Annotated in this window: 18 protein-coding genes; all 18 read right to left on the bottom strand. The window is 63.6% G+C overall.

Annotated features, from left to right (window positions below):
• Positions 1-18 precede the first annotated feature (18 nt).
• The gene (locus tag AC19YY_RS12265; protein WP_169951973.1) at positions 19-780 is read right to left on the bottom strand and encodes a PIG-L family deacetylase; all 762 of its coding nucleotides are present in this window, start codon (positions 778-780) and stop codon (positions 19-21) included.
• Positions 781-954: 174 nt separating this feature from the next.
• Entirely contained in the window at positions 955-1614 is a 660-nt protein-coding gene (locus AC19YY_RS12260) for a glycosyltransferase family 2 protein (RefSeq protein ID WP_169951772.1), read from the bottom strand.
• Entirely contained in the window at positions 1611-2210 is a 600-nt protein-coding gene (locus AC19YY_RS12255) for an SAM-dependent methyltransferase (protein ID WP_170057309.1), read from the bottom strand. Before AC19YY_RS12255 ends, AC19YY_RS12260 begins: the two co-directional genes overlap by 4 nt.
• On the bottom strand, positions 2207-2965 hold the full coding sequence (locus AC19YY_RS12250) for a PIG-L deacetylase family protein (protein ID WP_169951971.1): 759 nt from the start codon (positions 2963-2965) through the stop codon (positions 2207-2209). The genes AC19YY_RS12255 and AC19YY_RS12250 overlap by 4 nt, the downstream gene beginning before the upstream one ends.
• A complete protein-coding gene (locus tag AC19YY_RS12245) occupies positions 2962-3963 on the bottom strand; it encodes an acyl-CoA dehydrogenase family protein (protein WP_169951768.1) in 1002 nt (333 codons plus the stop codon). Before AC19YY_RS12245 ends, AC19YY_RS12250 begins: the two co-directional genes overlap by 4 nt.
• 1 nt (position 3964) lies before the next feature.
• Positions 3965-6106 (bottom strand): glycogen debranching protein GlgX, encoded by a 2142-nt coding sequence (gene glgX, locus AC19YY_RS12240; protein ID WP_169951766.1) that lies wholly within the window; start codon positions 6104-6106, stop codon positions 3965-3967.
• Positions 6107-6269: 163 nt separating this feature from the next.
• Complete coding sequence (locus AC19YY_RS12235) at positions 6270-6500, bottom strand: DUF2934 domain-containing protein (protein ID WP_169951764.1); 231 nt, start codon at positions 6498-6500, stop codon at positions 6270-6272.
• A gap of 23 nt (positions 6501-6523) precedes the next feature.
• On the bottom strand, positions 6524-9277 hold the full coding sequence (locus tag AC19YY_RS12230) for a malto-oligosyltrehalose synthase (protein ID WP_500604251.1): 2754 nt from the start codon (positions 9275-9277) through the stop codon (positions 6524-6526).
• On the bottom strand, positions 9274-11358 hold the full coding sequence (gene malQ, locus AC19YY_RS12225; protein WP_169951760.1) for a 4-alpha-glucanotransferase: 2085 nt from the start codon (positions 11356-11358) through the stop codon (positions 9274-9276). Before malQ ends, AC19YY_RS12230 begins: the two co-directional genes overlap by 4 nt.
• Complete coding sequence (gene treZ / locus AC19YY_RS12220) at positions 11355-13112, bottom strand: malto-oligosyltrehalose trehalohydrolase (protein WP_500604250.1); 1758 nt, start codon at positions 13110-13112, stop codon at positions 11355-11357. The genes malQ and treZ overlap by 4 nt, the downstream gene beginning before the upstream one ends.
• Positions 13113-13126: 14 nt before the next feature.
• The gene (glgA, locus tag AC19YY_RS12215; protein ID WP_500604249.1) at positions 13127-14686 is read right to left on the bottom strand and encodes a glycogen synthase GlgA; all 1560 of its coding nucleotides are present in this window, start codon (positions 14684-14686) and stop codon (positions 13127-13129) included.
• 553 nt (positions 14687-15239) lie between these two features.
• Entirely contained in the window at positions 15240-16193 is a 954-nt protein-coding gene (locus AC19YY_RS12210; protein WP_500604248.1) for a D-2-hydroxyacid dehydrogenase family protein, read from the bottom strand.
• A gap of 24 nt (positions 16194-16217) precedes the next feature.
• Positions 16218-17231 (bottom strand): alpha/beta fold hydrolase, encoded by a 1014-nt coding sequence (locus AC19YY_RS12205; RefSeq protein ID WP_500604247.1) that lies wholly within the window; start codon positions 17229-17231, stop codon positions 16218-16220.
• Positions 17232-17328: 97 nt separating this feature from the next.
• Complete coding sequence (locus AC19YY_RS12200; RefSeq protein WP_169951748.1) at positions 17329-17760, bottom strand: YqaA family protein; 432 nt, start codon at positions 17758-17760, stop codon at positions 17329-17331.
• Positions 17761-17763: 3 nt separating this feature from the next.
• The gene (locus tag AC19YY_RS12195) at positions 17764-18210 is read right to left on the bottom strand and encodes a DUF411 domain-containing protein (RefSeq protein WP_170041383.1); all 447 of its coding nucleotides are present in this window, start codon (positions 18208-18210) and stop codon (positions 17764-17766) included.
• A gap of 166 nt (positions 18211-18376) precedes the next feature.
• Complete coding sequence (locus tag AC19YY_RS12190) at positions 18377-18826, bottom strand: SRPBCC family protein (protein ID WP_169951744.1); 450 nt, start codon at positions 18824-18826, stop codon at positions 18377-18379.
• 97 nt (positions 18827-18923) lie between these two features.
• On the bottom strand, positions 18924-20075 hold the full coding sequence (locus tag AC19YY_RS12185) for an acyl-CoA dehydrogenase family protein (RefSeq protein WP_172311432.1): 1152 nt from the start codon (positions 20073-20075) through the stop codon (positions 18924-18926).
• 3 nt (positions 20076-20078) lie between these two features.
• On the bottom strand, positions 20079-21185 hold the full coding sequence (locus AC19YY_RS12180; protein ID WP_170057316.1) for an enoyl-CoA hydratase/isomerase family protein: 1107 nt from the start codon (positions 21183-21185) through the stop codon (positions 20079-20081).
• Between the last annotated feature and the right edge of the window lie 68 nt (positions 21186-21253).

The following is a 21253-nucleotide window of genomic DNA, read 5'->3' as shown; positions in this document are numbered from 1 at the left end:
GCGTGGTGCTCCAAGGCATTACAGAAACACAATCTCGTAGGGTACGCGCATGCGCTCCAGCAGCACCGGGGGCAGCATCGGCGCCAGGCCGATCAAAGGGTCGCCGAGCAACTGGCTGGCGTAGGCATGGGCCGCGTGGCGTTTGCGCGCCACGCTCCAGGTGTCGAGGCGTATCTTGCGCGCGCACTGCCAGGGCATGCGCCCGGCTTCGCGGGCGGGCCAGTGCCAGGCCCAGATCGGCAGCTCCAGCAGGCGCGCGCCGGTCAGCGCGCAGGCGATGGCGGTGGCACGGCCGACGGCATCGTGGTCGTCATTGCCATCATTGCGCCAGGTGGTGAATACGACGTCACCGGGTTGCAGGTAGCGGGCGATAAATTGGCTCAAGAGCTGTTCGCGGCCCGCCAGGGCGTTGTCGCAAAAGCCCCCGCGAATCCACTTCAAGCTATGCATGGGCAAGCCGAGGCGGCGCAGGGCCTCGACACTCTCCTGGGGCCGGAACACGCTCAAGCGCTGCGCCGACCACTGGTTGGAGCCCGGATGGCTGGCGCTGCCGTCGGTGATCGAGATCAGTTTCAAGGGATAGTCGAGGGCGCTGAGCAGTTGCAGCAAACCGCCACAGGCCAGCACTTCGTCACCCGGATGCGGCGCCACCACCACCACTCGCGAGCCAGGAGGCACCAGTAGGGAAGGGCTGATGGTGGGGATTTGCGCCAATTGCGGCGCGCTGTTCCAGATTTGCGCCGGCGTGCGGCGAACGTCGTTCAAAGTGGCGGGATTGATCAATGTTACGTCCTTGTCCTGGTAATGCAGGTCGTGCCCCGTGGCCGGGTCGACTCTCCTTTTTGTCGCGCCGGCCTCATGGCCGGTGCGGCACGCTGGCATTCCGAATCCTAAGATTGCCGTGCTTGAGTATTGTTCATCACCCGGATTTCGCCGGGCAAAGTTGTAAGTTTTTCAAGATGGCAACATCAAGCCTTTCAAATAGTCGCCAAAGCCACCCTGTGCGCGGCAGTCCAAGCGGGCGCTGGTGATGACTTGTGGAGCATGGCTCCAGGCTATGGTTGCGCCGCAACGCTCCAGTTGGCGCACCAGTTGCACGTCCTCATGGCAGGCCAGGGGTTCAAACCCGCCAGCGCGCACGTAGGCGCCGGCGCTGACGCCGAGGTTGGCCCCATGAATGTGCCGGTGCCCGTCACTGGCCTGATAGGCCTGGTGGTAGCGGATCTGCGCCGCCTCGTCGAAACCGTCGCTCCAGGCATCGACTGTGACGGTGCCACAGACTGCATCCACCCCCAGGGCCAGTTGCGCCACCAGCCAATCGCCCGCCACGCGGCTGTCGGCATCGGTGCAGGAAATCCAGCGCGCGCCCTGGTTCAACAGATGCCGCGCACCGATTCCACGCACCTGGCCGACATTGCGTGCCGCAACGCTCAGGCTGTGTACCCCGAACGCCTCGGCAATGGCGGCGCTGCCATCGGTACAACTGTCGAGCACCACCAGTATCTGTACCTGCTCACCGAGCAGTCCCGGATGGCTGGCGGCGATCATCGCGGCTTTCAGGCACTCGGCCAGCAGCGCCTCTTCGTTATGCACCGGAATCAGAATGCCGATCATCGCAGCCCCTCAAGATGGGCGACCGAGGCGCTTTCGCGGGACCACAGGTCGAGTAGGAAATCACTGTCAGCCACCTGCGCCACGCGCGACATGCCCAGGCGTTGGTGCAGCAGTTGGTGGACCTGTTCGGCGGTTTGCGGGCAACCGTCGATGGGCGCTCGCCAGTGGCAGGCCAGGACCTGGCCATCCGGGCTGAGTGCGCCCAGGGCCTGATCGATCAGCACGCACAAATCGTCATGATCAAGGTAGTAGCACCATTCGCTGAGGACGATCAGTTCGAACGAGCCTTGCGGCCACTGTGCAGGCAAGCGCAGCCGCTCGACCTGGGCGTGGCCAAACTCCTGCAGGCGCGCTTGCGCGAGGGCTACCGCCGCCGTAGCGGTATCGCAGCACAGCAGGCGCTCACAGCGCGTTGCCAGTTCGGCGCTCAATTCGCCATTGGCGCAGCCGGGTTCGAAAATCGAGGCGTAGCGCGGCCGAGTCAGCAGCGCCAGGGTCAAGGCGCGCTTGCGCTGCTCGTACCAGCGCTGGCGGAAGGCCCAGGGGTCGTCGTTGTCGACAAACAGTTGGTCGAAGTAAGCCGTGGCCACACTCATAGAAACACCACTTCAAAAGGTTGCAACAGCCGCTCCAGCACATGGGGCGGCAAGACGGGCGGCAGGTCGACCTGCGGGTCGCCTTCCAGTTGGCTGGTGAACGCGTGCAGGGCGTGGCGTTTGCGGGCCACGGCCGCGGGTGCCAGGGCAATCTTGTGCGCGCGGTGCCAGGGTACCCGTGGGTCCTCGGGGGTTGCCCAGTGCCAGGTCCACACCGGTAGCTCGATCAGGCGCGCGCCGACTGCCCGGGCCGCCTGGGCGCTGGCGCGGCCAACCGCTTCGTGGTCGCAATGGCCGTCTTCGCGCCAGGTGGTGAACACCACGTCTTCGGGTTGCAGGTGCTGCTGGATAAACGCCGTCAGCGCAGGTTCGCGCGCCTGCACCTGGCTGTCGGAAAAACCGCCGCGCAACCAGCTCAGGCGTTGCTGCGGCCAACCCAGGCGCTGCAGGGCCTCGGCCGACTCACGGGGACGAACCTCGCGCAGGCGTTGCCTTGGCCAACGGGTTGAGCCCGGATGGCTGGCGCAACCGTCCGTGACTGAAACCAGCAGCAACTCGCGGCCCAACGCCGCCAAGCCTTGTAACAAACCGCCGCAGCCCAGTACTTCATCATCCGGATGGGGCGCGATGATCACCGCGCGGCAACCTTCAGGCACCAGTTGCGCCACGCTGATCAGAGGCAGGCCGGCGACACGGGCAGAGCCTTGCCAGGCGCGCAGGGGCGTGCCTTGGCCGACAATCGGGTTGGCTTTCATAGTTGCCATGTCCCGCCAGCTGCGCTCGACAGTTGCTCGCCGAGCGCTGCCAGGTCCCGCTCGGCATGGCTTTGGCGCAAGTACACCGGCAGGTCTGCGATCAATTGCGCGAAGTGCCGGTCCTGGCAATAGGGCCCGGCTCCCATGGCCCTGCCGACGTGATGGATGACTTCGTTGGCCGCCGCTTCAATCACTGCCCGCGTCCGGCGCGCCAGCAACTGGGCGTTGGCCTGGGGTTGCTCGTCGATCTGCCGCGCAGCGCTGCGCAGCACCGTGGCGGCGGCGAACAAGGCCATGTCCACCGCACCCAGATGGGCCAGGGCATGGGGTTCTGCACGACGGTCACAGTGTTCGCGCAGGGCCTCGGCCAAGCGCTGCGCCGCGCCGTACCAGCAGGCGGCGATGCCAACCCCGCCTTGCCAGAACCCTGGGCGTTGCAGGTAATCCCCTGGCTCGCCCACGGCCAGCGCCACGGCATTCTCGAACCGCACTTCGACACTGGCGCACGCGCCCATGCCCACGGCTTGCCAGCCTTCACCGGTGACCTGGACACCCGGCTGGTCCATCGACACTGCAACCAACTGCTGGCGCGCCTGTTCATCCCAGGCAGTCAACAACCCGTGGCTGACCACCGCCGCCCCGGAGCACCAGGCCTTGCGCCCATGCAGCAGCCACTGCGAGCCCTCACGCCGAACCTGCACCCGTGCCGTCGGCGGCTCGGCGGCCCACATGCCCCAGGTGCTACCGGCAGGTGGGGCCGGGCTGTCGAGCTCGGCCATGATCGCCAGTGCATCGGTGTGCCCTTCAAACAGCTTGCACAGGCTCAGGTCGTGGCCGGCCACCTGGGCCAGTTCGCTGAAGCGCAGCAGCGTCTGCCCGCTACCGGGGCGCGGCAATTGGTCAAGGCCCGCATCCACCAGGGCCCTCAGGGTCTGGCCAAGGCCTTGGGTGTCGGCCAGTCCCTGGGGATTGCGTTGCAAAAACCCGTGTAGAGCCATTTCACACCTCTTGCTCATGTTGCAGTTCAAATAGCAGCAACGAGCGTCCGGTCACCGCATATTCGTGGTCAAAATCGAAACGTTCCTGGCCACGCACGGCCGGTTGGTTGGTGTCGACCATGCAGGTCCAGAAGCCGCCATCCGGTACCTGGGGCAAGCGGAAATTCACCAGGTCGTGGTGCGCATTCACCACCAGCAACAAGGTGGCGTCGGACCCGGGCCGGCGGATCCCGGTTTCCTGGGCGCGCCCATCCATCAACATGCCCAGGCAGCGGCCCTGGCTGTCTTCCCACTGTTCGATGGTCATTTCGTTGCCGTCGGGAGCCAGCCAGGTCACGTCCTTGACCCCGATGTCTTCGTTGTAGTCACCCACCAGGAAGCGCCCGCGCCGCAGGATAGGGTAGGCCAGGCGCAGCTTGATCAGGCGCTTGACGAACTTGAGCAGGGATTTGCCATCTTCATCCAGCTCCCAGTTGACCCAGCCGATTTCGCTGTCCTGGCAGTAGGCATTGTTGTTGCCGTGCTGGGTGCGGGCGAACTCATCCCCGGCCACCAGCATTGGCGTGCCCTGGGCCAGCAACAGGGTGGCGAAGAAGTTGCGCATCTGGCGCAGGCGCAGCGCGTTGATCTCGGGGTCTTCGGTCGGGCCTTCGACGCCGTGGTTCCACGACAGGTTGTTATTGCTGCCGTCCTGATTGTTCTCGTCGTTGGCCTCGTTGTGCTTGTCGTTGTAGGACACCAGGTCGTGCAGGGTGAAACCGTCATGGGCGGTGATGAAATTCACCGAGCTGTAGGGCCGGCGCCCGCGCTGGTTGAACATCTCGCCGGAAGCGGTCATGCGCCCGGCAAAGTCGGCCAACTGGCCGTCATCGCCTTTCCAGAAGGCGCGCACGGTGTCGCGGAAACGGTCATTCCATTCCACCCAGCCAGGCGGGAAGTTGCCCACCTGATAACCGCCTGGGCCCACATCCCAAGGCTCGGCGATCATTTTTACCTGGCGCAGCACCGGGTCCTGGCGGCAGGCGACAAGGAAGCTGTGACGCTCATCAAAACCATCGTGATAACGCCCCAGAATGGTCGCCAGGTCAAAGCGGAAACCATCTACATGCATCTCCGTGGCCCAGTAGCGCAAGGAGTCGGTGACCATTTGCAGTACGCAAGGGTGGCTCAGGTCCAGGGTATTGCCGGTGCCGGAATCGTTGATATAGAAGCGTTTGTCATCGGGCATCAACCGGTAGTAGGAGGCATTGTCGATGCCGCGCATCGACAGGGTCGGGCCTTGCTCGTTGCCTTCGGCGGTGTGGTTGTAGACCACATCGAGGATCACCTCCAGCTTGGCTTCGTGCAGGTGCGCGACCATTTCCTTGAACTCGGCGATCTTGCCGCTGGCCAGGTAGCGCGGGTCGGGGGCAAAGAAGGCGATGCTGTTGTAGCCCCAGTAGTTGGTCATGCCTTTTTGCAGCAGGTGCTGGTCATTGACGAAGGCGTGGATCGGCAGCAGTTCCACCGATGACACACCCAGTTGGCGGATGTGCTTGAGCACATCGTCGACCATCAACCCGGCGCAGGTGCCGCGCACCGCCTCGGGGACGGACGGATGGCGCATGCTGATACCGCGCAGATGGGTTTCGTAGATGATCGTGCGGTCCCACGGCGTGCGTACCGGCTGGTCGTTGCCCCAGGTATGGGCCGGGTCGATGACTTTGCATTTGGGCACGAAGGGTGCGCTGTCGCGCTCATCGAAACTGAGGTCGGCATCCGGGTGGCCGATGGTGTAGCCAAACAGCGCTTCGGACCACTTGAGTTCGCCCACCAACTGCTTGGCATAGGGGTCGATCAGCAATTTATGGTGGTTGAAGCGATGGCCATTGGCCGGGTCGTAGGCACCGTATACGCGGTAGCCATAAATCAGCCCCGGGTGGGCGTCGGGCAAGTAGCCGTGGAATGTCTCGTCGGTGTACTCCGGCAGTTCGATACGCTCCAGCTCGACTTCACCGGTATCGTCGAACAGACACAGCTCGACCTTGGTGGCGTTGGCCGAGAACAGTGCGAAATTGACCCCCAGACCGTCCCAGGTCGCGCCAAGGGGGAAGGGCAGCCCTTCACGAATCCGCGATGGCTCGGTATCGGGTGTCTTGCTCATGGTGTTGCTCCTGCAAAGTTTTTCCGGGCCGAACGGGGCCGTGCTGACATCAGGTCAGATCAATAATCGAGCGTTTTTTGTAGCAGCCGGGTGGCCGGGGATAGCGTCTCGGGTGGTGCTTGATGGAGACCTATCGCCGGCAAGCCGGCTCCTACAGGTGGGGTCAGCCGGCGGGTTTGCGTGGGGCTCGAGGCTTTTTCGCGGCGGCGGGTTTTTCCGCTGGCGGCTTGGCCTTGGCCTTGGCGCCGGCCTTGGGTTTACTAGGCGTCAGAGCCTCGGCTTCAGCCAACTTGCGGGCCATTTCCCAATGGCGGGCTTCCTGGCCTTCGGGCTTACCTTCGGACTCCCAGATCTGATACGCGAATTCACGAACGCGCTTGTCTTCGGTGCTCATCGCAATGCTCCTCACAGAAAATTTCAGCTTTCTTGATCGTCAGAATGGATAAAGACATTCACCGGGAGATCCCCCAGGGCAGCGCTGATCAGTAGCTCCTTGTTGGGTGTGACTGCGCCTGTTTGCAAAAGTCCCTTCCAATTTCGCAGCGTGGCGTCGAACGGTAATGTGATCCGGGTATCGCCCCAAACCTGCGCATCCACCCAGGGCTGGGCGCTGTTTTCAAGCAGGGCGTGGGTCCAGCGCGGTACCACCACCAACAGCCATTGCCCCTGGTACTCACGGCTGAAGGCGACAACCCGTTGGGCATGCCGGCCCAGCACTTGCAGCGGTACATAGCGCCCCCTGGCAAACAGCAGCGGGTGGGCCTTGCGCAGGTTCAAGACCTGGGCAATCAACGCCTGCTTGAGGTGGCCGTCACGCCAGTGCTCAAGCAAGGCATCGGGCGTTGCCGCCAGTGCCTGTTGCCGGGCACTGAAATCCACCGCCCGGCGGTTGTCCGGGTCCACCAGGCTCAAGTCCCAGAATTCGTCGCCCTGGTACAGGTCTGGCACGCCTGGCACGGTGTTGCGCAGCAAGGATTGCGCCAGCCCGTTCAACGCGCCGGCAGGGGCGATGGCCTCGGCTGCCGCGTGGATCGCCGTGCGCAAGGTCAGACCGGCGGGGTCGAGCAGCAAGCGGCTGAGGAAGGCTTCGACACCTTGCTCATAAACATCGTTGGGGGCGCTCCAACTGCTGTGCAGCTTGGCTTCGCGCAGGGCCTTTTGTTGCCACTGCCAGAGGCGCTGCTGATAGTTGCCGGTGTTCTCAATGCCCAGGTCCAGGGGCCAACTGCCCAGCAGCACCTGATACAGGATCAGCTCATCACCGGCCGAGGGGATGGCCGGATCGTCGCGCAGGGGCGCCGCCAGCCGGCGCCACTGCTGCACCTGCTCGGCATACCACGGTGCGCACTCGCTGAGCACCGCCAGGCGCGCGCGGCTGTCTTCGCCGCGCTTGTGATCGTGGGTGGCGGTGGCCAGCAGGTTATCGGGGAAGGTGTGCAGGCGCTGCTGGTTGGCGGCATGGAAGTCGGCCAGGGGCGCGCTGAACTGTTCGGTACTGAAGCCCACGTCATTGCGCGAGAGCAACACTGCCGAGCGGTAGAAGGCCGTGTCTTCCACCGCCTTGGCGGCTGCCGGCGAGGTCAGTTGCTGGAAGCGCACGCAGGCGTGCTTGAGGATCTTGCGCGGTTGCCCCACCGGGCGCTCGCGCCAGGGTTGCCCGCCGAGCCACTGTTGCAGGTAGTCGAGCACCGGCCAGTCAGCTTCGCTCAAGGTCCCACGGGCGCCGGCCAGGGCCTGTTGGAACACGCGCTCGTCTGCGGCGCTACGGCCACCTGCGCTGATATAGGTACGGTACACCGGGAAATGTACGACCAGTTCCTGCAAGGCGCGGCGGATTGCGCCCAGGGTCAGGTCGCGACTCATCACATCCGCGCGGGCCACTTGCAGCAGGGCCTGGGCCACGCTTTCAAAATCCCCGGCGAGGGAGCCGTTGAGGATTTGTTGCCGGGCCAGCCAGGCTTCCTCGATAAACGCCGAAGGCCGCTCGGTAGCCTCGCTCCAGAGCTGGGCCAAGGCCTCGAAACCCTGGGGATCATGCTGCATCAGCGACACCTGGTTCATGAACTCATAGCCGGTGGTGCCATCGACCCGCCAGTCTTCGCGCAGGGTTTCGCCGGCGCCGAGGATCTTCTCGACAAAAATCGGCAAGTGCCGGGTCGGCGACAACCCATCCACGCGCCGCCGCAACTTGCGGCAGTAGCCCCGTGGATCGGCCAGGCCGTCGATATGGTCGATGCGCAGGCCATCCACCAGGCCTTCGCTGATCAGCTGGAAAATCTTGCTGTGGGTGGCCTCGAATACGGTGGTCCGTTCCACCCGCAGGCCACCGAGCTCGTTGACGTCGAAAAAGCGCCGCCAGTTGATGTCATCCGCCGCCGTGCGCCAACTGGCCAGGCGATAGGCTTGCTGTTCCAGCAGTTGATGCAGGCGCAAAAAACCTTCGCGCTGGCGCCCGTCAAACCATTGCAGGGCGTGCTCGATGGCTGCCAGGGTCAGTGGGTCGCGGGCCTGTTGTGCCAGTTGCTGTTTAAGCTCGCCCGCCAGGGGCCAGGCATCGGCCTGATAGGCCAGGGCGCTGAAGCGGTCGGCCAGCGCTTTGAGCGGGGCATGGGCGCGCAGGATATCGCCGTAATCACTGGGGCAGATCGGGAAGCGGTGTTCGTAGTGCTCGACAAAAAAGCTGCCCTGGGCCGGGTCAAACCGCAGGGGCAGGTTGCCACTTTGCAAGGCTTCGCCGTAGTCGCTGCCAAGGAAGGGCATCAGCAGTTGGCCCTTGAGCAGCGGGTCCGGTGAATGCCACTGGATGTCGAAGAATTCGCTGTAGGGGCTCAGGCGCCCCCATTCCAGCAAGTCCAGCCACCAGGGGTTGTCGCTGCCGCCGACGGCCATATGGTTGGACACGATGTCCAGAATCAGGCCCATGCCGTGCGCGCGCAGGGCCGCTACCAGGCGACGCAAGGCGGGTTCGCCGCCCAGTTCCGGGTTGACGGTGGTCGGGTCGACCACATCGTAGCCATGCATCGAGCCGGCGCGGGCCTTGAGCAGGGGCGAAGCGTACAGGTGGCTGATGCCCAGGCTGGCGAAATACGGCACCAGCGGCACCGCATCATCCAGGGTAAAACCCTTGTGAAATTGCAGGCGTTGGGTGGCCCGGAGCAAGACGGCGCTCATCGGTCACGCTCCAGGGCCTGATTGCGCGCCACCGCCAGCAACTCCAGGCGGCGCGCGGCGTTTTCATCGTCGAGCAGCTGCGCGGCGTCCCCCGGCAGGCGTCGGCGCCAGTTGGGGTGGGTGTCAATGGTGCCGGGCAGGTTGGCCTGTTCCTCGACGCCCAGGGCATCCTCCAGAGGCAGCAGTACCAGGGGCGCACGGGTGTGACCGAGGTAGCGCACGCTGGCATCGAGTATGTGGTCAGTTTCGTTGCGCAGCTCATCGCGAAAGTTCTGCGGGTCTTGCACCAAGGCCTGGCGCAATGATTCGCGCTCGCGCTGGCGGTGCTCGCTCCATTGCTCCACCGTGGGCACGTCGATCAGCCCCAGTTGCACATTCCAGTCGATATCGCGGCTGTGCCACCAACCATTGAGTGTCGGCAGGTCGTGAGTGCTGGTGGTAGCCAGGGCGTTGTCCGGCCAGTCGAGGATCGGCGTGAAGCGCCCGCCATGGTCCTGCTCGAACAACAGCACGCGCATGCCGAGCATGGCACGGGCGCTGAGTTTTTCCCGCAGGCCCTCGGGCACCGTGCCCAGGTCTTCGCCCAGCACAATCGCCTGGTGGCGGCTGGACTCCAGGGCCAGCAGGCGCAGCAGGTCGTCTACCGGGTAATACAGGTACGCGCCTTGTTTGGGTGAAGCATCCCGGGGGATGACCCACAGCCGTTGCAGGCCCATCACATGGTCGATCCGCAGGCCGCCGGCATGGGCGAAGTTGGCCCGCAGCATTTCGATAAATGCGCGAAAGCCGTTGCGCTTCAGGCCTTCAGGAGAAAACGCGGAGATGCCCCAGCCCTGGCCGGCACGGTTGAGGATATCCGGTGGCGCGCCCACGGTCAGGTCGGCCAGCAGCTCATCCTGACGGCTCCAGGCCTGGCTGCCGGCGCCATCGGCACCCACGGCCAGGTCGGCAATCAGGCCGATGCCCATGCCACTGCCGCGGGCGGCCTGTTGGGCGCGCGCCAGGCAGCGGGCGATCAGCCATTGGTTGAAGGCATAGAAACCGATCGCTTCGCCCTGTTCGGCGGCGAATTGCGCCAGCGCAGCGCTGGCGGGGTCGCGCCAGTCCTCGGGCCATTGGCGCCAGTCGAGGCTTTCACCGTTGGCGGCGCGCGCGGCCTGCAAGGCTTCGAAGCGGCAGTGGTTTTCCAGGGCCTCGCCACCGGCCTCGCGAAAACTGAGAAAGTCCGCCTGCTGCGGGTGCTCGCCCTGGCGAAAATCCTCGTACAGGGCGCGCAGCAGGCGTTGCTTGGCCTTGGCGGCGGCGGGCCAGTCGATCAGGCTTTGTTGTTCCAGTTCGTGCAGCTCGTCGGCCAGTCCCGTGGCCTCGATGGCGCTGTGCACGGCGCGTTCGCCGAGGATGCAACCGGGGGACGCATACAGGCTATTGAGAAACAGGCGGCTGGACGGCGAATAAGGGCTATAGCGCTCGGTATCGGCACTGAACATGGCATGCAGCGGGCTGATCGCCAGGGCGTCGACACCCCGCTCAGCGGCAGCGCGAGCCAGTTGTTCCAGGGCCTGGGTGTCGCCAAACCCACCGTCGCCGCTGCGGCGCAGGGCATACAACTGGGCACTCAGGCCCCAGGCGCGGGCAGGCTGGCTGTCCACCGCCTCGGCGACAGTGAAACAACGTTCAGGGGCCACGGCCAGGGTGAAGGATTGATCGGCGATCTGCACCCGGTGATAGCCCACGGGCAACACGCCAGGCAGCGTGGCCTGGGCATCCAGCGCAAGGTCCCGGGTACTGCCGTCCTCCAGATGAGCCTGGCACGGCGTACCCGGGGCGAAGTAGGCGGCCAGGTCCAGGCCTGCGCCCACGTCCACGGTCAACAGCGGCGCCAGGTGCCGATCCTGCTGCACGCGCTCCAGCTCTTGCAGGCTGGCGGCGATGGCGGCGTCGGTGTCGGCGGGGTGGCCAAGGCCATGGAGCACGGCACGCAGCGCGTCGGCGCTGACATGTTGCGGCCGGCCGTTGGCGTCGATCCAGTCCACCGCCAGGCCCGCACGGCTGGCGAGTATTTCCAATTGCGCTTCGCTCAAGAGTGCTCTCCAACAGATGATGAGGTGTCACCCGGCGCCAAGCTGACGCGGGCAGAGAAGGGCGTGAGTAACGCGGGGTCATTGCTGGTACTGAACAGTTGGCCGATAGCGGCCGGGGGCTGCAGGGTGGCCGGCCCCAGGTTGAGGTCGATCTGCAATACGCTGCCATTGCCCAGGCGCCAGCGTGCAGATACCGCGCCCTGACCCAGGACTTGGGCGCCGAGGGCGGTGCTGCCGGGCAGGTGCGGCACGATATGCTGCTGGCGCAGGCCCAGCAGTTGCCGGTATAGCGCAGCAGGTGCCTGGGTAAACCGGGGTATGCAGCGTTCGAAAGTCTGTAGCGCGTTGGGGTCGGGAATCTGCGCGCGGCGCTGGGGATCACTGAAGGCGGCAAAATCAGCAAATTCGTTGCGCCGGCCTTCGCGCACCGCCTCGGCCAGCTCGCCGTGATGGTCGGTAAAGAACAGGAAGGGCTGCTCGGCGTTGACTTCATCCCCCATGAACAACAGCGGGATCATCGGCGACATCAATAGCAGCACGGTCGCTGCCTGCAACGCCTGGGGCGAACACAACTGGTGCAGGCGCTCGCCGAGCGCACGGTTGCCGATCTGGTCGTGATTCTGCAAAAACAGCACAAAGGCACTGGGTGGCAAATGCCCGCTGGGCTCGCCGCGCCGGGTACCGTGGCGCGTGGTCTGGCCTTGGTAGATAAACCCTTCGCCCAGACAGCGGGCCAGCTTGGCGGTGGGGTCGTCGGCAAAATCGGCGTAGTAGGCGTCGGTCTCGCCGGTCAACAGCACATGCAAGGCGTTATGCCCGTCATCGTTCCATTGCGCATCGAAGCCTTGCTGCAACAGGCTGGCCTGATTGAATTCGTTTTCCAGGACCAGCCACACATGGCGCGCCGGGTCGACCTGCTCACGCACCCGTTGGGCCAGCTCCTTTAGGAACGAGGGGTCGTTGATGGCATGCACCGCATCCAGGCGCAGGCCATCGAAGCGGTATTCGAGGAGCCACATCAGGGCGTTGTCGATAAAGAAGTCGCGCACTTCGCGGCGGCCAAAGTCGATCCCGGCGCCCCAGGGGGTGTGGGTGTCTTCGTGGAAAAAGCCCTTGGCGTACTGGCCCAGGTAATTGCCGTCGGGGCCGAAGTGGTTGTAGACCACATCGAGGATCACCGCCAGGCCTTGCTCGTGGGCACTGTCGATCAGCTGTTTCAACTGCTCCGGCGTGCCCAGGGACGCTTGCGGTGCGTAGGGCAGGACCCCGTCGTAACCCCAATTGCGCTCGCCGGGATACTGCGCCAAGGGCATCAGTTCGATGGCGGTGACGCCCAGTTTCGCCAGGCGCGGCAAGTGCTGCTCCACTGCGGCGTAGCCCCCGAGTATCCCCACATGCAGCTCGTAGATCACCGCTTCATGCCAGGGCCGGCCTTGCCAGGTGCCGTGGCGCCAGGGGTAGGCCAGGGGATCGACCACCACGCTGTCACCCTGCACACCTGCGTATTGGAGGCGCGAGGCCGGGTCCGGCACATCCAGCTCGCCATCGATGTTGTAGTGGTAGCGGGTGCCCGCCCCACAGCGCACGTAGGCGACAAACCAGCCCTCTGCCTGGGGCTGCATGGGCAGCGACTGTCCATCATGCAGCTCAACGCTGACATAGAACGCGTCAGGTGCCCACAGGGCGAAGCGGGTGTGTTGCGCATCCTGCATGATCGCGCCGTGGGGCCATGTTTCCAGAGTCCGTAACGGCATCTATCCTGACCTCTTTATACTTTCCCTGATTTTCCCAGCGCTTTCGCTACCAGTTGCTCGTAAAGTTCGGCATAGGGTTCCACCGCCTGGCACCAGTTGAACGGCGCGGCCATGGCCCGGCAACGCATGGCGTTGAGCAGGCCTGGGAAGGCAAACACCTTGAAGGCACGGGCGAGGGCGGCTTCGTAGCTTTGTACGGTGGATTCGTCGAACAGAAAGCCGGTCACGCCGTCTTCAATAGTGTCTGCCAGGCCACCGGTATTGCGCGCCACCGGCAGCGAGCCGAAACGCTGGGCGTACATCTGGCTCAAGCCGCAGGGCTCGTAGCGCGAGGGCATCAACAAGAAGTCGCTGCCGGCAAACATGCGGCGCGCGTCGGTTTCGTTGAAGCCGATGCGTACACCGATGCGGCCGGGGAATCGCAGGGCCAGGGCGCGCATGGCCTGTTCTTCTTCCGGCTCGCCACGGCCGATAATGGCAATTTGCCCGCCGTTTTCCACGATAAACCCGGCGACGGCTTCGGTCAGGTCCAGGCCTTTCTGGTACACCAGGCGTGAGACCACGGCAAACAGGGGGCCGGTGGACTCGTCCAGGCCAAACAGCTTGCGCACATGGCTGGCGTTGACCGCCTTGCCTTGCCAGTCGCCGATATTGAATGGGTGATCCAGGTGCGGGTCGGTGGACGATTCCCAGCTTTCATCGATGCCGTTGGGGATACCACTGAGCAGGCCTTGCTGGGTCTTGCTGGCGAGAAAGCCATCCAGGCCGCAGCCGAACTCGGGCGTGGTGATTTCCCGGGCATAGGTGGCGCTGACCGTGGTGATGTGACTGGAATACGCCATGCCGGCCTTGAGAAACGACATCTTGCCGTAGAATTCCATGCCTTCTTGTTGCAAGGCATGTTCGGGAATCCCCAGTTCCGGGCACGAGGCCAGGCTGACCACACCCTGGTAGGCCAGGTTATGGATGGTAAACAGCGTAGGGGTGCGTGACCCACGCCAGTGCATGTACGCCGGGGCCAGGCCGGCTGGCCAGTCATGGGCGTGCACCAGGTCCGGGCACCAATGGATGTGCGCAAGGTTGGCGGCAATATCGGCGGCGGCCAGGCCCAGGCGGGCGAAGCGGATGTGGTTGTCGGGCCAGTCGCGACCATTGTTGGCGCCATAGGGCGTGCCTTCACGCTCGTACAGTTCGGGGCAGATCAGTACATAGATGACCAGGCCGTCCTTGAGGTCCATGCGCCCGATCTTGCACGGCGGCAGCGCGGCATGCCCGCCCAACTCGCCGATGATGTGGATCGGGTTGTCGCTGTCCAGCACCTGGCGGTAGCCCGGAATCAGCACCCGCACATCGTGCAGGTGGGCCATGGCACGGGGCAGGGCAGCGGATACATCGCCCAGGCCACCGGTTTTCACCAGGTCGGCCAGCTCCGAGGTCACAAACAGCACTTTCTTGCGATTGGGGTTTTGAGACGAGACCGGCCGCACTGCGCCGGGCAGGTCAACCAAGGCGGTTGGCCCATCGACCGGCTGACTGAAACGCTGTCCCTGAATTCCCGAAGCGGCACTGATCATTGTTCTCTCCCATGTGTTGGTCAGCCGAGAGCCTGGCGCCCTCAGCGAAAGTCAACCGCGTCCTGCGGTCACGCGCACTAGCACTGCACAGACTGGCAAGGCTTATGCCAATTGCACCGAACTGATAAATAGATTGGATGGGCGGACGTCCGGCTGGCGCCGGTAGCGTGCGTCCTACCTTAAACCTGACCTACGGCAGAGTTGGAAAGTTTCGATTTATTGCGGGGGCTTTTATTCTGATCGTGACCCATCGGTCATCAGTCTAGGACACAGCCCAGAGCCTGCAAGGCTTGTAGGATAATTTTGTAGGACAATATTATTTTTCAGGCAGACGCCTCCCAGGAACCGGCTTGCCGGTGATGGCGACCTTGGAGAGTGCGTCGCTGCTGAGGGCTTCATCGCCGGCAAGCCGGCTCCTACGGGGGGATCGCCTCTTGATGGGGCATCGGGGTTGGGCTGCTCGATAGTGGTGCAGGATGCTACTTAAAGTGATTTGTTAAGAGTTAATATCCATATAAATCAATATCTTGATGGATATATGTGAAGCTATTTATCATGTCAGGCTGCGCAAGACCCGCCCACTGGCCCACGCCTGGATATCCTTGATCATCTGCCCATAGAACTGCCGGTAGTTGTGCGCGCTGACATAACCCACATGGGGGGTGGCCAACACGTTCGGCAGATGGCGAAACGGGTGGTCGACTGGCAAGGGCTCACGCTCGAACACATCCAGTGCCGCGCCCGCCAGTCGCCCATCGCGCAGCGCCTCGATCAGGGCCGCCTCATCGACGATCGGCCCGCGCGCCGTGTTCACCAGGCGCGCGCCGGGTTTCATCCAGCCCAGGGCCTGGGCATCCACCATGCCGCGGCTGCGCTCGCTGAGTACCAGGTGAATCGACAGCACGTCGGCCTGTTCGAACAGTTCGCGCTTGCTGACCCAGGTCACGCCTACAGCGGCGGCGCGTTGCGCAGTGAGGTTTTCACTCCAGGCGATCACGCGCATGCCAAACACCTGGCCAAACTGCGCGACACGCTGGCCGATACTGCCCAGCCCGAGGATACCCAGGGTCTGGCCATGCAGATCGCCGCCCAGCCCTTGCTGCCACTGGCCGGCACGCAAGGAGCTCGCTTCGGCCAGCAGATTGCGGGTGGAGGCCATGATCAGGGCCCAGGTCAGCTCCGGTGCCGCGTGTTTGTAGCTGTCGGTGCCACACACCTGGATACCCAGGGCCTTGGCGGCGCCAAGGTCGATGGCGGCATTGCGCATGCCGCCGGTGACCAGCAACTTGAGCCCCGGCAGCCCTTGCAGCAGCGCCTGGTCAAACACTGTGCGCTCGCGCATCACGCAAATCACCGCAAAACCCTGCAAGCGTGCGATCAAGGTGGCGGTGTCGGCAGGGTAATCGTGAAGGAAATGCACTTGGCCGATCGCCTCCAGGGCGGACCAGTCCACCACGTCGCGGGCCACATCTTGCCAATCATCAATGACTGCGATCTGAACTGACATGCACGGTGCCTCGCTTAGTGGGAATTAGAGCGCCTTGAGCCCTTGCAGCAGCGCCTGGTGGAAGCGCGCGGGTTCTTCCATTTGTGGTGCGTGGCCCAGGCCCGGGAACTCCACCAGGGTCGAGTGGGGAATGAGCTTGGCCACTTGCTTGCCCAGTTCGTTGTACCGGCCGATCTTGGCCTTGACCTCGGGCGGCGCGCTATCACTGCCGATGGCGGTGATATCGGACGTACCGATCAGTAGCAGGGTCGGGACCTGCAGGTCCTTGAACTCGTAGTACACCGGCTGGGTGAAGATCATGTCGTAAATCAACGCCGAATTCCACGCCACCCGCTTATGGCCCGGGCCCTGGTTCAGGCCGACGAGCATGTCCACCCAACGCTCGTATTCAGGCTTCCAGCGCCCGTCGTAGTAGGTCTTGCGCTCGTACTCGCGCACGCCGTCGGCGCTCAGTTTCAGTTCGCGCTCATACCATTGGTCGACGCTGCGATAGGGCACGCCCAGGGCTTTCCAGTCTTCCAGGCCGATCGGGTTGACCAGCGCCAGTTGCTCGGTTTGTGTGGGGTAAAGCAGGGCATAGCGGGTAGCCAGCATGCCACCGGTGGAATGGCCGACCAGGGTCGCCTTGGGAATGCCGAGTTTTTGCAGGAGTTGATGGGTGTTGATTGCCAACTGCTGGAAGCTGTACTGGTAGTGCTCAGGCTTGGTGGAGGTGCAGAAGCCGATCTGGTCCGGTGCGATCACCCGGTAGCCGGCCTCGCTCAGGGCCTTGATCGACGCCTCCCAGGTCGCGCCGCAGAAGTTCTTGCCATGCATCAACACCACGCTGCGGCCATTGGCGGGGCCTTTGGCCGGCACGTCCATATAGCCCATTTGCACTGCTTGGCCCTGGGACTGGAAATCGAAATGTTCGACCGGGCAGGGGTATTGGAAACCTTGCAACTGCGGGCCGTAGCTTGGGTTTTGCGTGGCTGCCAAGGCAGGGAGGGCGCAGGTGGCCAGCAGGCCGGCAAGGAGAAACGAACGTGTCAGCGGCATGGGAAAGCTCCAGGGACGATGCTCCCGGATGCTGTGGCGGGGGGATTAAGCGGGGATTAACCCGTCGCCGCAGGCCCAGTGCAGCAACGCACATTGCTTACATCCAATGCAACGTAAGCATTGCCACCACCGCATACCGGGCCGCCTTGGCCAGGCTGACGATCAGCACAAAACGCCACAGCGGCTCCTTCATCACCCCGGCCACCAGGGTCAGCGGGTCGCCGATGATCGGCACCCAACTGAGCAGCAGTGACCAATGCCCCCAGCGGCGATAATGGCCGCGGGACTTTTCCAACTGCGCGGCACTTAGTGGGAACCAGCGTCGATCCTTGAACAGCTCGACCGAGCGGCCCAGCAGCCAGTTGACCAGCGAACCCAGGACGTTGCCCAGGGTCGCGATCCCGAGCAGCAACCACACCGCGTAGTTGCCGTTGAGCAGCAGCGCGACCAGTACCGCTTCCGATTGCAGTGGTAACAGCGTAGCCGCGCCAAAGGCGCTGAAAAACAGCCCGGCATACCCAGCGAGCATTGATCAGTGGGCCGGGTATTGGGCTACCACTACATCTTTGCCTTCGCGGGTCAGGCCGATGACTTGATAGGCGTCGCTCATACCATCCATTTCCATGCCCGGCGAGCCCATTGGCATGCCCGGGGCGGCGATGCCCAACAAGTCGTCACGTTTGCGCAGGGCCAGCACCTGATCAGCAGGCACGTGGCCTTCGACGAATTTGCCGTCGATCACGGCGGTATGGCAGGACGCCAGGCGAGGCGCCACGCCCAGGCGCTGCTTGACCGAACTCATGTCCGCTTCCACATGGTCGTTGACCTTGAATCCGTTGCTTTCAAGGTGGCTGATCCATTTCTTGCAGCAACCGCAGTTGGCATCGCGGTGCACGTCAATCGGGATCAGTTCGGCGGCCTGGGCCAGGGTGGTCATGAACAGGGCGGACAGCAAAGTCAGGCGCAGGGTGGTTTTCATAGACAGGTCCCATCGGTTACGGAGTGCGCAAAGAGGGCGCATTGTCCGCGCTTTTGCGAATCAGGTGAGGTGGTTATGTTTCGAAATTATACGGACACGCGACAACCCCGCAGCTTAAGGGGCGCAGCTGTCAGCCAACTGAGGCAAAGATGACAATTTTGTCAGTTCAGGACGATTCCAGGCGCTGCTTGAGCTGGTCCATGGCCTGCTCCGACAGCTCTACCATGCGCGTTTGCAAGGTGCGCAGCTGCAGTTCGGTCTCATAGCTCAGCACCCGGGTGAACAAAGTGCCGCTACCTTGAGGCTGGAGTAAGTAATGAATGCTGCCATCGACCGCAAGGGAGGTGAACACGGTCTTGAATTCCCGGGGCGGCACGGCGATTTGCACCCGGTAGCTCATGGGTACACGTACCCCCAGCAGGTCGATCGTCTCGGTGAAGCGCTGACCGGCAGGCAGTGAACCGCTGGTGCCGGTGTCCGCGCCCAGGGACGTGGGATGCCATTCATGCCAGCGATCCGGCTGGGTCACGTAGTCGTAGACGGCTTCGATAGGGGCTTGGATGTAGCGTTCCTGGCTGATTCGCTCGACGCGGAGCGGGTGCTCGACTGCATTCATGACACACCTCCTGTGTGGCTAGGAACTGTCAGAATAGTCGCACTCCCGTACAACGCACGGGAGTCTTCAGGCTTTTTCGAAGGGTTCGCAGCAAGGCCTATAGCTGATAGTTCTTCAGCTCCCGAGCAATCACCAGGCGCTGGATCTCGCTGGTGCCCTCATAAATCTGCGTAATCCGCGCATCCCGGTAGTAACGCTCCACCGGGTAGTCTTCCAGGTAGCCATAGCCGCCATGGATCTGCATCGCAGATGAGCAGACCTTCTCGGCCATTTCCGACGCGAATAGCTTGGCCTGGGAGGCTTCGGACAGGCACGGCTTGCCGGCACTGCGCAAACGCGCGGCATGCAGGATCAGCAGCCGTGCGGCATTGAGGCGGGTCTGCATGTCAGCCAGCAGGTTGGCCACGCTCTGGTGCTCGATGATGGCCTTGTCGAACTGCACCCGGTCACGGGCGTAGGCCAATGCGGCTTCAAAGGCTGCACGGGCGATGCCCAAGGCCTGGGCGGCGATGCCGATGCGCCCACCTTCGAGGTTGGACAGGGCAATGGCCAGGCCCTTGCCGCGCTCGCCGAGCAGGTTGGCCTCGGGCACGCTGCACTGGCTAAGGGTTACCGCGCAGGTGTCCGAGGCACGGATGCCCATCTTGTGTTCGGTACGGTCCACGGTGAAGCCTGGGGTAGCGGTGGGCACCAGGAACGCCGAAATACCTTTCTTGCCCAGCTCCGGGTCGGTCACGGCAAACACAATCGCCAGCTTGGCGCGTTTGCCGTTGCTAACGAACTGTTTGGCGCCGTTGATCACCCACTGGCCATCGCGCAGTTCGGCGCGAGTGCGCAGGTTGTGGGCTTCGGAGCCGGCCTGGGGTTCGGTCAGGCAGAAACAACCGATGGCCTGGCCGCTGGCCAGCTCGGCCAACCAAGTCTCTTTTTGCGCAGGTGTGCCGTAGTTGAGGATTGGGCCGCAACCCACTGAATTATGGATACTCATCAGTGCGCCTACTGCACCGTCACCCGCAGAAATCTCCTCGACGGCCAGGGCATAGGCCACGTAGTCCACATAAGTGCCGCCCCATTCTTCCGGCACCACCATGCCCAACAGTCCCAGTTCGCCCATCTTGGCTACCAGGCCGTCGTCGATCCAGCCGGCTTTTTCCCAGGCCTGGGCATGGGGGGCGATTTCGCCACGGGCAAAGTCGCGCGCCATGTCGCGGATCATGACTTGTTCTTCTGTAAATTCAATATCTTGCATGAGTTAGTTCCCGTTCTTCGCGAAGTCTTGGAAGAAGCTGTCGACATGGCGCTGGTCCAGTGCCGCTAACGTTGGCGGGTTCCAGCGCGGGGCTTTGTCCTTGTCGATCAACAATGCGCGTACGCCTTCGATCAGGTCGCCACGGGCGAACCACTGGCGGTCGAGGTGCAGTTCCAGGGCAAAGCAATCTTCCAGCGCCAGGTGCCGTCCACGCCGCAGCATCTGCAGGGTCACCGCCATGGCCAATGGCGAGCGGGTGTGCATCAGTTGCGCTGTGCTCACGGCCCATTCATGGCTGTCGGCGACGGTGACTTGTTGCAGCTGTTCGACAATGCTCGGTACGTCGGGCTGGGCAAAGAAGTGGTCGATGGCCGGGCGCAGGGCCGCCAGCGGCGCATCCGGCAATTGTTGCACGGCGAGCTTGGCCAGCAGGCCTTGCAGGTCCTTGAGTGGCGAGTCGTGCCATTGCAGGTGGTCGAGTTTGTGGTCCAGCTCCGCCAGCCTGGCGCTGTCCAGGTACCAATCAGCCAGCCCGCAATACAAAGCGTCGGCGGCGCGGATCTGCACCCCGGTCACGCCCAGGTAAATCCCCAGTTCGCCGGGAATGCGCGGCAGGAAGTAGCTGCCGCCCACATCCGGGAAATAACCGATGGCCACTTCCGGCATGGCCAGGCGGCTGCGCTCGGTGACTACCCGCAGGTCGGCACCCTGGACCAGGCCCATGCCGCCGCCCAGGACAAAGCCGTCCATCAGGGCGAGGATCGGCTTGCGGTAGTGATGGATGGCCAGGTCGAGGGCATATTCCTCGACGAAGAAGTCTTCGTGCAGGGTGTCGCCGCTCTTGAAGCTGTCGTACAGCGAGCGGATATCGCCACCGGCGCAGAAGGCCTTTTCACCGGCGCCGCGCAACACCACGGCGTGCACCTCGGGCGCATCGGCCCAGACGCGCAAATGCGCCGAGAGGCTGCGGACCATGTCCAGGGTGATGGCGTTGAGGCCGGCGGGGCGGTTGAGGGTCAGGTGGCCGATGTGGTTGCGTACTTCGGCCAGGACGCTGTCCTGGGAGGACTCGGTGCTGCGTGTCGCCTGGGACTGAGCCTGAGCAGTCATCTGTAACTCCCTGCTTTTATTGTTCTTTATCAAAGTGTTCGCGGGCGAACCATCTCCGGATCGTACCA

This window comes from Pseudomonas sp. MF09156 (assembly GCF_059862305.1).
Note: the sequence above shows the minus strand (reverse complement) of the source record. Positions and strands in the feature narration are given on the sequence as shown.

Excerpts from the sequence above, each read along its gene's own strand:
- AC19YY_RS12260 (WP_169951772.1), bottom strand. The coding sequence starts at position 1,614 with ATGATCGGCATTCTGATTCCGGTGCATAACGAAGAGGCGCTGCTGGCC.
- AC19YY_RS12255 (WP_170057309.1), bottom strand. The coding sequence starts at position 2,210 with ATGAGTGTGGCCACGGCTTACTTCGACCAACTGTTTGTCGACAACGAC.
- AC19YY_RS12250 (WP_169951971.1), bottom strand. The coding sequence starts at position 2,965 with ATGAAAGCCAACCCGATTGTCGGCCAAGGCACGCCCCTGCGCGCCTGG.
- AC19YY_RS12245 (WP_169951768.1), bottom strand. The coding sequence starts at position 3,963 with ATGGCTCTACACGGGTTTTTGCAACGCAATCCCCAGGGACTGGCCGAC.
- glgX (WP_169951766.1), bottom strand. The coding sequence starts at position 6,106 with ATGAGCAAGACACCCGATACCGAGCCATCGCGGATTCGTGAAGGGCTG.
- AC19YY_RS12235 (WP_169951764.1), bottom strand. The coding sequence starts at position 6,500 with ATGAGCACCGAAGACAAGCGCGTTCGTGAATTCGCGTATCAGATCTGG.
- AC19YY_RS12230 (WP_500604251.1), bottom strand. The coding sequence starts at position 9,277 with ATGAGCGCCGTCTTGCTCCGGGCCACCCAACGCCTGCAATTTCACAAG.
- treZ (WP_500604250.1), bottom strand. The coding sequence starts at position 13,112 with ATGCCGTTACGGACTCTGGAAACATGGCCCCACGGCGCGATCATGCAG.
- glgA (WP_500604249.1), bottom strand. The coding sequence starts at position 14,686 with ATGATCAGTGCCGCTTCGGGAATTCAGGGACAGCGTTTCAGTCAGCCG.
- AC19YY_RS12210 (WP_500604248.1), bottom strand. The coding sequence starts at position 16,193 with ATGTCAGTTCAGATCGCAGTCATTGATGATTGGCAAGATGTGGCCCGC.
- AC19YY_RS12205 (WP_500604247.1), bottom strand. The coding sequence starts at position 17,231 with ATGCCGCTGACACGTTCGTTTCTCCTTGCCGGCCTGCTGGCCACCTGC.
- AC19YY_RS12200 (WP_169951748.1), bottom strand. The coding sequence starts at position 17,760 with ATGCTCGCTGGGTATGCCGGGCTGTTTTTCAGCGCCTTTGGCGCGGCT.
- AC19YY_RS12195 (WP_170041383.1), bottom strand. The coding sequence starts at position 18,210 with ATGAAAACCACCCTGCGCCTGACTTTGCTGTCCGCCCTGTTCATGACC.
- AC19YY_RS12190 (WP_169951744.1), bottom strand. The coding sequence starts at position 18,826 with ATGAATGCAGTCGAGCACCCGCTCCGCGTCGAGCGAATCAGCCAGGAA.
- AC19YY_RS12185 (WP_172311432.1), bottom strand. The coding sequence starts at position 20,075 with ATGCAAGATATTGAATTTACAGAAGAACAAGTCATGATCCGCGACATG.
- AC19YY_RS12180 (WP_170057316.1), bottom strand. The coding sequence starts at position 21,185 with ATGACTGCTCAGGCTCAGTCCCAGGCGACACGCAGCACCGAGTCCTCC.